The 11,252-nt window shown below is 54.2% G+C and carries 9 protein-coding genes and 2 pseudogenes; 6 read left to right on the forward strand and 5 right to left on the reverse strand.

The window, feature by feature from the left end:
* Positions 1 to 58 precede the first annotated feature (58 nt).
* On the reverse strand, positions 59 to 892 hold the full coding sequence (gene panB / locus WD430_RS20795; protein ID WP_339106269.1) for a 3-methyl-2-oxobutanoate hydroxymethyltransferase: 834 nt from the start codon (positions 890 to 892) through the stop codon (positions 59 to 61).
* Between the two features lie 239 nt (positions 893 to 1,131).
* A pseudogene (locus WD430_RS20800) lies at positions 1,132 to 1,424 on the reverse strand (hypothetical protein).
* 1,796 nt (positions 1,425 to 3,220) lie between these two features.
* Here WD430_RS20800 and WD430_RS20805 point away from each other — a divergent pair.
* The 3 genes and pseudogenes from WD430_RS20805 to WD430_RS20815 all read left to right on the forward strand — a co-directional run.
* A pseudogene (locus tag WD430_RS20805) lies at positions 3,221 to 3,654 on the forward strand (site-specific integrase); the annotation flags it as partial.
* 660 nt (positions 3,655 to 4,314) lie between these two features.
* The gene (locus WD430_RS20810; protein ID WP_339106270.1) at positions 4,315 to 4,989 is read left to right on the forward strand and encodes a helix-turn-helix domain-containing protein; all 675 of its coding nucleotides are present in this window, start codon (positions 4,315 to 4,317) and stop codon (positions 4,987 to 4,989) included.
* Positions 4,986 to 5,690, forward strand: coding sequence for a hypothetical protein (locus WD430_RS20815; protein ID WP_339106272.1), 705 nt, complete (start codon positions 4,986 to 4,988; stop codon positions 5,688 to 5,690). Before WD430_RS20810 ends, WD430_RS20815 begins: the two co-directional genes overlap by 4 nt.
* A gap of 315 nt (positions 5,691 to 6,005) precedes the next feature.
* Here WD430_RS20815 and WD430_RS20820 read toward each other — a convergent pair whose 3' ends face one another.
* Entirely contained in the window at positions 6,006 to 6,401 is a 396-nt protein-coding gene (locus tag WD430_RS20820) for a hypothetical protein (protein WP_339106273.1), read from the reverse strand.
* A gap of 705 nt (positions 6,402 to 7,106) precedes the next feature.
* Here WD430_RS20820 and WD430_RS20825 point away from each other — a divergent pair.
* Positions 7,107 to 7,769: a hypothetical protein gene (locus WD430_RS20825; protein ID WP_339106274.1), complete on the forward strand. Its 663-nt coding sequence runs from the start codon at positions 7,107 to 7,109 to the stop codon at positions 7,767 to 7,769.
* 543 nt (positions 7,770 to 8,312) lie between these two features.
* Here WD430_RS20825 and WD430_RS20830 read toward each other — a convergent pair.
* Both WD430_RS20830 and WD430_RS20835 read right to left on the reverse strand, forming a co-directional pair.
* The gene (locus WD430_RS20830; protein ID WP_339106275.1) at positions 8,313 to 8,516 is read right to left on the reverse strand and encodes a hypothetical protein; all 204 of its coding nucleotides are present in this window, start codon (positions 8,514 to 8,516) and stop codon (positions 8,313 to 8,315) included.
* Between the two features lie 494 nt (positions 8,517 to 9,010).
* Positions 9,011 to 9,226 (reverse strand): MarR family transcriptional regulator, encoded by a 216-nt coding sequence (locus tag WD430_RS20835; protein WP_339106276.1) that lies wholly within the window; start codon positions 9,224 to 9,226, stop codon positions 9,011 to 9,013.
* 141 nt (positions 9,227 to 9,367) lie between these two features.
* On the opposite strand from WD430_RS20835, the gene WD430_RS20840 reads away from it, so the two are divergent.
* Both WD430_RS20840 and WD430_RS20845 read left to right on the forward strand, forming a co-directional pair.
* Complete coding sequence (locus WD430_RS20840; RefSeq protein ID WP_339106277.1) at positions 9,368 to 9,856, forward strand: hypothetical protein; 489 nt, start codon at positions 9,368 to 9,370, stop codon at positions 9,854 to 9,856.
* Between the two features lie 25 nt (positions 9,857 to 9,881).
* The gene (locus WD430_RS20845; protein WP_339106278.1) at positions 9,882 to 11,219 is read left to right on the forward strand and encodes a hypothetical protein; all 1,338 of its coding nucleotides are present in this window, start codon (positions 9,882 to 9,884) and stop codon (positions 11,217 to 11,219) included.
* The last annotated feature ends 33 nt before the right edge of the window (positions 11,220 to 11,252 follow it).

Raw genomic sequence — 11,252 nt, forward strand, 5'->3', positions numbered from 1 at the left:
CACTGTGAGACGCCTCGAGGAAGACAGAATAAGCGATAAAGCGTTCGAAAGGCCCTATCTAACCCTCTTCGTCAATGGCATCAAATACGTTCTCAGAGGCTGGAAACACACCCTCTTGAACGTCATCCACGTAGGATTCTACCGCATCGCAGATCACCGAGTTTAAATCAGCATACTGTTTCGAGAGGCGGTATGATTCTTCGCTCAGACCCAGCACATCGGTGATCACGAGAACTTGGCCGTCCACATGTCTTCCTGCTCCGATACCAATCGTCGGAATATCAACTACTTCAGTGACTCGCTTTCCTGTCTCTTCGGTAACAGCTTCGAGAACGAGGGAAAATGCGCCGGCTTCTTCAATTTGTTCTGCTGTCTCAATAAGCGCCTCAATAGTGGCCGACTTCTCGTCGCCCCGTCCCTGCACGTATCCTCCACCGATTTGGTTCATACGTTGCGGAGTTAACCCGATATGTCCCATTACCGGGATCCCGAGTTCAGTAAGTCTATCGATTACCTTGATGGATGTTTTCCCAGACGGCGCCGTTTCCAATTTCACGGCATCAGCTCTTGCTTCCTTCATAAACCGACCGGCGTTCTTTACTGACTCTTCCATAGAACTACCATACGACAGAAATGGCAGGTCAGCGATCACCATCGCATTCTCAACGGCTCGATCGACAGATGCTGTGAGTGATAGTGCCTCGTCAACGGTGACGGGGATTGTGTCATTATACCCTAAATGGTTATCTCCAGCACTATCCCCGACGAGAATCATATCGACACCACCGTTATCAACTTGGCGAGCAATTGGCGCGTCGTATGCGGTCAGCATCGTTAGATTCTCCCCGTTTTCATACTTTTCACGAATATCTGGGATTGACATGCGGCTCATAGCAGGTAGTTTGTAGGGCTCGACTTTAAACCCGGCAGACTATTGGCTGTGACATTCGGTACGTGCTTCATCTGTACTGAGCGATCACTGCCCTTCGCAAATCGAGCCAAATTCGTGGGAGATTCGCGCTCTGTATTTAGCAGTTGCTGAGCCTTCTACTCGAATCCTGTCAGGAATTGCGTGCGAGATACAGAGCATGGATTCAGCATGACAGGAGTGATCGGACTACATCCGTTTGATCATGCTGTGTCCATGTCCAGCGTCTCTTGGAGAGGCTCGACACGAAACACGTAATCCGCGTAACTGCCATCAAGATTCGTGGGACTCTCTTCGTCGGCATGCTCTTGACAGAGAACGGCCTCTGCCTCAACGGCACCGTGCCCGGTTCTTCCTGATAGCGTTCGAGGACGACAAACGTCGCCATCTCGGTGCAGCCGCGACGGTGGCACTCAGGAAGCGAGTCTGGAACTCCGTCCTCACGTCGGTTCTCGTCGTCTGCTTGCTTCTCTCGTCCGTTTTCTGTGTCTGCCATCCTTGTTCCCTAGGGAAGCGAGCGGAATAATGCTGTGGTCGTTCGTGATCTCGTGCCGCATTCGCGCTGTGGGTTCAGCAGGGAAAGTCCAAACTACTCGACTCCTATCAGGAATAGCGTGACCGACTCAGAGAATGAGTCTAGCACGGTGAGAGCTATCTGTTCAAAAGTGTATGGTTGAATAATCCTCAGAACCATTATTTCTATAACTAATTACATATAAAATATAGCTATTAAAGCAAGGAAGAAGAGAAGTATTATGACTATTACCCAAGGGCTATCCGAGCCCTTACTCGACCCGTCGAGAGGAATAAACCCGCCACCTCCGTCCATACGAAATAATATATGGGATTTCTCTAATATGTTTCGGTTATTTCATTCTATTACGTCTGGGAATTACCTATATGAGACACTCGAACTGCCATACACTCGGTCGCTGCCCGCTTGGTCCAGAGGATCGACCGTCGTGGTGGACTCCGTGACTGCTATCAGCGACGCACTTCCTCCACTCCGTCGATGTCGGCCGCGATCATACACCGGCTCAGTTGGCTCACTGATTAGGGCTCGTTTTCCCGCAGCTGTTCGGAATCAGTATCCTCATTTGGGTGGGAATCGTAGGTTGACATGGTCGTTCTCTCCGGCCACGCTCGGGCGGTGCTGTAACACCGCTCGGACTTTTCCGAAACGTCCGATCGCGTAGCCTATGCCCTGTGACGGAACCAGCTGAGATATCACACCGAGCCCCGGTCCCCCGACCTACCGAACCAGCGAGCACCGAGGTGATCGACGACGTCTACCCCAGCCGAGACACTCGAGGTCAATCACACCGAACCATCAAACCTCTCTGTCAATCTGGTAGGTTCGATAAAGACAACCCAGAACAGCGTGCATTTTAGCGATCACGTATAAAGGCCGGCGGGAGAGCCAGCTGATCACACTTGACTTCCCTGTAATCAAGCGTGGTGATTCAGAGGCCGGGGATAGATGGTAACTGGTGGTGCAGTTATGTCCCGTGAGTGCGGTCAATCCCCGGCAGGAAAGCTACACTCGCCAACCAAATAAAACAACCACCCGTTCTCCCTGCTCGAACCCCTACCTTCGCGTATCTAAATCACGGCCATAGATACGTCTCTCCGGTCGATTATGGTCGAATGAAGGTGGATGGAGCGTGTGACAGGTTTCAACCATCAAGCCCCTCACTGTCCCTATTTCTATTATATTACTTAACTTCATATTCCCCTGCATCAAACAATAGGTGAGTTACCGATACTGAACACGAGTTTCATGGTCAAATCAGATAGCAGTTCCTTTCGTAGCATTGAAGCCGGACAGGGCCTGCAATTCGATACTATCTACACTTGATTTTCATGTGAGCAAGTGTGTTCTACCAATTGTAGATCTGCATTCCGGGGATCTGGTTCTCTCACACTGGAAACACTGTTTCAGTTACATAGTGTTTATTGATATCGAGTGACAATATATACTCGCAGGGATTGCCAGACATCTTCCGTTCCCCCTCCCTGCTTAGTGACAAGAAATGGGTTTGGCTGGTCCCTGCCGGCCACCATTCTCTAAAACAGGGACGACGAGATCGCAAAACGCATTGACGAAGACCCGCCGGACGCCGACGAATTTGAGCAATTAGACGACGATGAAGCCATACTACACCAACTGATCATCAAGAGACCAGAGGCGCTGACCGTCGCCCACAACCCTGCCTACCCAGCCCACGACGCGCTCGAGATATCTTCTTGTACGCGCCGACGCTGGGGAACGTGACTGAGCGTGATGGCGTATACGTCAAACGAATCATCGACAGTGAGCACTATCGTCTTCGCGTTCCTGAAGGGAACGATACCACGGGTAACGGCGGAAAGCCTCGAGACGCCTATCTTCCGAAGGACGTGGAAGGTGACCTCCACCGCTATCAGAACGCCAAAGATATCGATAGCGTGAACCGCTGGTCGATCTCACCGCGCGTGGTGTGCGAGCGTCATAAAGCGTACAGTAGAGCGCACAGCTGACGAGACGGATGACGGCGACTATCAGCACGTAAGCACTCACGATCTCCGACGCCAGTATGCAGAGCGGCTTCTCGTCGATAAGCAGGGAAACCCTCGAGTTGTCATGACGGTCGGTGGTTGGGACTCATTCCAAGCGATTGAGCGTACCTGAATGCTCCAACTGCCGATGTAGTCAATGAGGCTTCGAGGACGCTGGCTTAGCGTGACATTCGATCAAGGATAGGAACTATCCGCTGACCTGGAGCGACCGATCGTCTCTTGCTATTTTTCGTCGTTCTCGTCATCGTTTTCCTCGTCACGATCGCGGCGCGACTGTCGGCCGGTTTCGGTATCAGGCCAGTCGTCGCGCTGGTACTCACCGGCGTGCTCAGTGTTGATGTGTTCGGTTAGCTCCGGAATCGCGCTGAACGTACTCGAGCAATCCGATCGGTAGCGAGTTCGACGAACACGATGTTCACGAAGCGATGCTCATTGCAGGAATGCGCAATATCGAGGATGTTGAGGAGGTTCTTCGGGATTGGAGTGACGATGGACGTCTTGACTCGAAACAGTCAGCGACTCCGATAGAGAAATAATACGATATACCAATACAGGATATGAGTATTGAATACGATTAGTACTCACCGGTCAGATTCTGCTGGCCCCCTTCTCCTGCACTCGCCGATCCCGTGCGGCGGGGACGTTCTCCGGCGTGCACACGGGAAACCGTCGACTTGGCCTTCTGATCGGCACACCGGTCGCAGGAGGAGCCTGCGACGCTAACGATGCTGATGACGGTCATGGACGACAGGCGAATACCGAGATCGTAGCTTCATACCCAGTCAAGTAAGACTTTTAGCTGTTACCGGATTATTAGTAACTACCAGATGTACGAGGTTCTTGACGACACGGCAGCACAGATCATTCTCGCCATCGAGAGTGGTGACTCCATCCGTCGTGTCGCCCAAACCCTCCACACACCCTACGAGACAGTGCGACAGGCCGTCAACCGTCTCGAAAACGCAGGATACGTCCGTTATGACGACGGCCTCTCAGTCGTCGACGACCGCGTGAGAGACGCAGCACGCGAGCTAGTCGCTGCCAGCGCCAGCGTTAGTCCGCCCGCCATCGAAGAGGCCTACGTCCTCCCCCAGTTCGGTGACTGGCCGTTTGCGTTCACACGGATCGACGCCGTCTATGTGTGGACACAGGGTGGCTACCAAGTCGGTCGTGATCCCGACGACTATCCGCTGTTCCTTGCTGTCCGTGAGCAGGACGTCGACGCCTGGGAGGCGTTTTTCGAGTCGTTCGACCTTCCCACCGCGTTCGACCGGCTGCCCCGAGACGAGCTGGCAGGACCGCTGCAGATCGTCCTCGATCCACAACCGGCACTCGAAATTGAGCACGTCGAAGGCTATCCAGTAATCCCGAGAGCAGAGACGATCGAGTATATGCACGAGCACTACGCCCAGTTCCAGTCGGCGCTCGCGATGCTCGACCGAATGTACGACGACCTCGACCTCGGCGTCACTTACCGGGAGACGGAACGGGTACAGACATGAGTTTCCACAACCGGAGTGACGCGCTCATCGAACTGCTCGAGGAACTCACTCAAGATGGGCACGAGTACGTCCTTGTCGGCGGCTACGCTGTGTCAGCATTCAATGCACGCTTCTCCACGGACCTCGATATCGTCGTCGCACCTGACTCCAAGGCTGATTTCGCCGAGTTCCTCGAACAGCGGGGCTTCGAGGAAACAGACAGCCATGCCAAGGAATGGTTCTACGACACCGAAGTGATCGAGTACGAGAAGCGGCTCACGCCGCAGCAACCGATCGGCTTCGATCTGCTGGTGAACGGACTCGGCTGTCGCCAGACCGAGGCACAGTGGTCGTTCGACTACCTGTACGACCATAGCCAACGACAGGAGGTCAGCGGCGGGACGGTAACGACAATGGCTCGAGTCATCGATGGAGCAGTCCTCGTGGCGGCAAAACTCCACAGCGGCCGTGAAGCAGATCTTCGGGACATCCTGGCGATCGCAGAAGAGATCGACCTCGAAGCTGTCACACCCCACCTACAGCGAGGAGACGAAGCTGCGCTGCGAGCACAACTTGAGCGTGGACTGGAAATCTTAGAGAGTGAGGAGCTCAAGCACGGGTATCGGAGTGATTTCGGGGCATCAGCTGTCTCGACGGAGACAGTCACAGCCCTCCAGAAGTATCTGTCTGTGCAAGTCGAGCAACTTGGCTATTCCACATAAGTATATACCTGTATGAGACACTCGAGCCGCCATACACTTGGTCGCTGTCCGCTTGGTTCGGGGGCTCGACCGTCGTGGTGGACTGCGTGACTGCTATCAGCGACGCACTTCCTCCACTCCATCGATGTTGGTCGCGATCCATGCACCGACTCGGTTAACCTCACTGAACAGATATCGGTCACTCCCGCGCTGGTGGAGTCGAAGCGTCGGGCGGTCGTCGAATTCGTTTTCCCGCAACTGTTCGGAATCGTTACCCCCATTCGAGTTGGCGTCGTATGCTGACATGATCGTTCTCTCCGGTCAGACTCGAATTTCTCAACCAGCATCAGCGAGTCTCGTCACCTCGTCATCAGTCATCCACCTCTCATCGGTACGTCCCATCCAGTCGGAGACGATGCCAACTGTCGCTGGCGCATCGTACGTCTCATGCGATAGAAATGCCTCTTCTAGATTCTCGATCGGGCCATCGTCGTAGGTGAATGTGATCGCACCCTTCTCGAACCATTCATCTTCAGCTGCATCTTTTGACGTATCGTCACCATCATTGCTGACCTGGTCAGAATCAGTCTTGTCGGGGGAAGAGTCAGAGTTGGCTTTAGTGGTGTTCCTTTCGGGAGTCTCTGACCGAAGACACCCAGCTATACCGGCAGTTCCGAGAGTCACAGTCCGCCGCAGAACTGTTCTCCGTCCCACCGGATTGGAGTCAACCATATATGAATATAAGTTCACATGTTCCCTCATGAACCTTGCGACTGATTACCAAATAATGAATTCAGGGCTAGCTATTAGTAGAACTGGTAGCTGATTCAATTAGTGAGGACGTTTGTGAATTCGCTTCTTCTCTCTTCTGCACATATGATATGATTTTCTACCTTCAAATATTCCTCTAATAAGAGGTGGATTGTTGAAAGCAAATGCCATTTAAGTGACTTCGCTGAGAACTAAATAACAAAATACAATATAATATGACCGTTTCTGCGGACAACCTCCCACTGCCGTACGAAACTGTGGTCGCTCTCAGCTAACTTGTCGACGTACTCTTTCGCCTCGCTCTCGAGCCGATCATAGAACTTGTCGGGATCGTCATCTGTTATGCATGGCCGAGTGAGCATTACCGGCTGGTGCCCCACCGCCCGAATTGTCCTTTGCGAAGTCGTTATTCTTCAGTGGACTTTGTCGCTTGGTCCGGTCGATGCGCTACCGTGGAACTTACAGCGTTGTCCGCCGGAGCCTGGCGTTCCCTAATTAGCTATTTATTTCGTTGGTCTGTGTTGGTCATGTCGTTATTAACACAACGCTATTCATCTATAGTGGTATTTCTATTTCTCCTATCTATGCATTAAATCTGCAACCGTATCTGTCATTCACATGGGACTCTGAAAGACTTCCAGTGGGTAGAAGCTACCCAGTATCAAAATGACTGACGAGAGATCAACCAGCACCCGTCGTACCGTTCTCCGATCCACAGGAGCAATTAGCCTCAGCGCGATCGGACTTACTGGCGCTGCTTCTGCGCATGGTGACTCCGGCAAAAACGGGGACGATCACAACGGAAACGGTAAGAACGGCCACGGCAACGGAAACGGCAAGAACGGCTACGGCGACGACAACGGCCACGGAAACGGCAAGAACGGCTACGGCGACGACAACGGCCACGAAAACGGCAAGAACGGCTACGGCGACGACAACGGCCACGAAAACGGCAAGAACGGCCACGGCAACGGAAACGGCAAGAACGGCTACGGCGACGACAACGGCAACGGCAAGAACGGCCACGGCAACGGAAACGGAAACGGCAAGAACGGTTACGGCAACGGTAACGGGAAGAACGGCCACGGAAACGGCAACGGCAAGAACGGCTACGGCAACGGTAACGGGAAGAACGGCCATGGAAACGGCAACGGCAAGAACGGCTACGGCAACGGTAACGGGAAGAACGGCCACGGCGACGGTAACGGCAACGGCCACGACAACGGCAAGAACAGCTACGGTAACGGCAAGACTCCCGATCCTGTCACTGAAACAGACAAATTTATCAACTACATCAAGAGAAAAGCCTTGCGTGGAGTTAAAGAATAAGATTATCTAATTCGTATTTCACTTTTTTGCAGATCGACGTGGAGATCGAGACAAAGAAGGCTGATAACAAGGTTCAGGTTTTGACGGTGAGATGGAGTAAGGTGGCACTGTCTAGATAAGGGAAACCGCAAGACTCAGAGACGATGACGTTGCAGTATCAGCTGCAAAAATGCGATTTTAATAGTTGATAATGAGGATCATAGATCCCAGACGCTAAACTTCGACGAGCAGGGGCTAAATGCAACAATTTCTGGGAACCTTGAAGAGAATCCCATTGAAACAGGGCCTTTGTCGGTCAATTGCTAATATAATTCGAAATAAGGGAAAAGTTCGAGGTCGCACTGCATGTACGAATCCACGCGTTTCGATCAACCAGAGCGGAATGATGCTCGAGGTCGCGCAGCGTATCGAAGACGAATGGGACATCGACGTTCCGACCGGAATGGCGAGCAAGAATATCGAGGAATCGGATGAGGGTGTGTAGATGCTGCGAAACGACCGAGAAGATAATGTCGAGAAGTACAAGCGACCGATCTTCTCTTGCTATTTTTCGTTGTTCCCGTCGTCGTTTTCCTCGTCACGAGCGCGGCGTGACTGTCGGCCGATTTCGGTATCGGGCCAGTCGTCGCGCTGGTACTCACCGGCGTGCTCAGTGTTGATGTGTTCGGTTAGCTCGGGAATCGTGCCGAACGTCCTCGAGCAATCGGGAGACAGACACTCATGCGTCTCGGTAACGTTATCGCTCATGTAGCGATCTACCGATCGACTCGGGAAAATCCTTGCCGGTCCTAGTTAACCAACAGCTGCCGATGATACCCCCGATCGTTGGTTAAGCCGTCACTCCTCGAAATCGTCGACAGAGATGCCGGTGAATCCCCACTTGTGTCGCTGTCCGAGTGTCGCTTTGCGCTCGCGGCGTGCGCGATAGTTCTCAATCTGGCGCTGCTCCTCGACGTACTCGACTAGCTCCTCCTTCTCTCGACAGCGGATACGGCACGAATATCAGACGTTAGCGGCCTTTGAACCGCAGAGTGTGTAAGTGCGCCCAGTAGACCGACGCGGCGAAGATCACGAACGCCACCTGCCCGAACGATGGGGTGCCGATGACACCGATAAGCACGGGCCGAGCCATCGCCCAGAGGAACACGGGGCCAAACATTCGAGCCATTCCGCCAGGCATGGCTCGAATCAGGTTCCATATCGCGTTCGCGTGCCCTTTCGCTGCCTCTCGGGCGGGATCGTCAGCCGTCATCACTTTCCTCTCGCGGGTCCTTAACGAGCTCCCACAGCGCAGTGTTCTCGTGGAGGTTTTTCGCATACCCCATTTTCCCGTACATCTTCAGTCGTTCGTGGATTTTGTACCGCGGGAGGTCGGTCTCGGTGACGAGGTACCCCTGCGTACATCGCCCTTCTGCGAGCATATCAAGGAGGATCTCGTCGGTCTCGTCGACTTCCATATTTGCTGGATATTGCGACGCCATCACTTTATCCTACGGATTGTGGACCATTATTTCTAGGGTTCGTAGCGCTATATATACTATAAATCATTCTACTAATCCAAAAATTAATTAGAAAACGTATCGTAGTATGGTTTGTAGATGTCACAAAACGAGACGACTGAGGAGGAAAAGAACGGTGTGACGAGTACGCTTCGACAGGCGCGCCGCGGATTCCAGAACCTTCGCGAAATACTGTTCTCATCGCCCATTCGGCGGGCAGTTGTGACAGTCACGGCGGTGAATCTCACTATTGGGACGGCAATGGCACAGCAGGCCAGCGAGGCAGCGGGGATGATGTGTCAATCTGGGCTCGGCGAGCTCGTCGGTCTCGGACTCGGTGCTGCGGTCGTGTTGCTACTCCTACTCGCCGCCTTCCGGGGAACGATGGCATTCAAAGACCTGGGGCAGGGCCGGAGCGAGAAGAAGCGTGAGGGCCGCGAGAAGATGATGGGCGCGGGGATTACCGCAATTGGGGCGTTCTTCCCAGCGATCTTCGGAATGGCGCTTGACCGCGTCGGCATCGGCGCGTTCTCGTGCATCGAGTGGAGTAGTATTGTTGGCATGGCCGTGACTGGTGTCCCGTTCTAAGCGGGTGGTTTGATGGAGAGTATCAATGCTTTCAGACACACAGGATCGACGAGCGGCTGGTATCGCTCGCGTTGCAGTTGTCCTCCTCTTGATCACGGCGATCGTCCCGATCGGGGTGGCCGCACAGATGGACCAGCCCGAGGACGAACTCGGAAACAGCACGTACAACAACGAGTCCTTTGGCAACCAGGCGTCTGGAAACGTGACGCTCGGAAACGAGACACTCGAGGTCGAGTCGGAGGACGAAGGTGGCGGTCTTCTCGGTGGGACATTCAATCCGTATTCGTGGCTGAATGGCGCCCTCGAGTGGATGATGAACATGGGCGCCGGAGCCGTGACGGCTGGCCTCAACTTCGTAAACGCGATCATCGCGAACGTCCCGGCACCGGGAACACACGACGATCCGACCTCGTGGACGAACCCGCAAAACGGCTGGTGGCCAGGGATATGGGAGATGACGATGTGGACGACGAGCCTCGGCGTCGTTCTCGTCGGTGGCGCTGCGACGCTCGCGTTTCGGCACAACGATCCGTTGCGCCGACGCCAGAAGTTACGGACCGCGCTCATTGCGTTCGTGATGATCATCTTGACGTGGCAAGTGACCGGCTTTCTCTTGCACTTCGGAGGTCAGGCGTCGGCCGCGTTCGCTCCGGGCGGCGAGGAGTTACTCGGGACACCTGCTGGGATGGGAAAAATCCTGTCAGGCGGGATATTGGCGTTCATCTTGCTCTATGCCTACGCCGGCGTGATTGTCCTTGGGCTGTTCGCGATAATCGCGCAACACGTCTTGATCCATCTGTGTGTGGCCTTCTGGCCGGTTGCATGGGGCTGCAAGGCGTACGGCGAGGGGACGGTCGCAAGCCTCGGCAACTTCGTCGTCTGGCTGTTCGGGCTCCTAATCGGCGTCAATATCACGCAGGCAATGTTCTTGCGGTTATTGTACTTACTCCCGTGGGATGCGGGAGTCTCGGGGCCGGTTATCGGACTGATTGCGACGACCGTTGGACTCGGATTCGTCGGCGTTTATCTCCCGTGGTCGGCGCTGCAGACAGCCGACCGAGCCGCCAACGTCGGCCTCGGAATGAGTTCCATGAGCCCGCGCAAGGGTAAGGAACACGCGCAGAGTGCGAGCGAGCGCGTCGGTCACGTCAAAGAACGCGTCGAGAAGTGGCGCGGCTCGAATACGGACACCACGACCGGAACGCCACACTCAAGCGACTCTCCGGGTGTCTCATCGGCCTCGCGCCGGAGTATCGGCCAGGTAGGATCGATACAGTCGTCGGACAGCACGGGACGTTACTCGACCGATGGCAGCCGCACTCGAGAGCAGTTTGAGCGAGATCGAGACCGCGGCTTCCAGTAATTCGCTCTTTTTCGGCTTCGTTCTGCACTACGA

Origin of the sequence: Haloterrigena sp. KLK7 (assembly GCF_037914945.1) — an archaeon.
In the GTDB taxonomy this organism is placed as follows: domain Archaea; phylum Halobacteriota; class Halobacteria; order Halobacteriales; family Natrialbaceae; genus Haloterrigena; species Haloterrigena salinisoli.

Bases quoted from the DNA above. Each gene is read 5' to 3' on its own strand.
- WD430_RS20820 (WP_339106273.1), bottom strand. From the start codon at position 6,401: ATGGTTGACTCCAATCCGGTGGGACGGAGAACAGTTCTGCGGCGGACT.
- WD430_RS20835 (WP_339106276.1), bottom strand. From the start codon at position 9,226: ATGGAAGTCGACGAGACCGACGAGATCCTCCTTGATATGCTCGCAGAA.
- WD430_RS20830 (WP_339106275.1), bottom strand. From the start codon at position 8,516: ATGAGCGATAACGTTACCGAGACGCATGAGTGTCTGTCTCCCGATTGC.
- WD430_RS20810 (WP_339106270.1), top strand. From the start codon at position 4,315: ATGTACGAGGTTCTTGACGACACGGCAGCACAGATCATTCTCGCCATC.
- WD430_RS20825 (WP_339106274.1), top strand. From the start codon at position 7,107: ATGACTGACGAGAGATCAACCAGCACCCGTCGTACCGTTCTCCGATCC.
- WD430_RS20815 (WP_339106272.1), top strand. From the start codon at position 4,986: ATGAGTTTCCACAACCGGAGTGACGCGCTCATCGAACTGCTCGAGGAA.
- WD430_RS20845 (WP_339106278.1), top strand. From the start codon at position 9,882: ATGCTTTCAGACACACAGGATCGACGAGCGGCTGGTATCGCTCGCGTT.
- panB (WP_339106269.1), bottom strand. From the start codon at position 892: ATGAGCCGCATGTCAATCCCAGATATTCGTGAAAAGTATGAAAACGGG.
- WD430_RS20840 (WP_339106277.1), top strand. From the start codon at position 9,368: ATGTCACAAAACGAGACGACTGAGGAGGAAAAGAACGGTGTGACGAGT.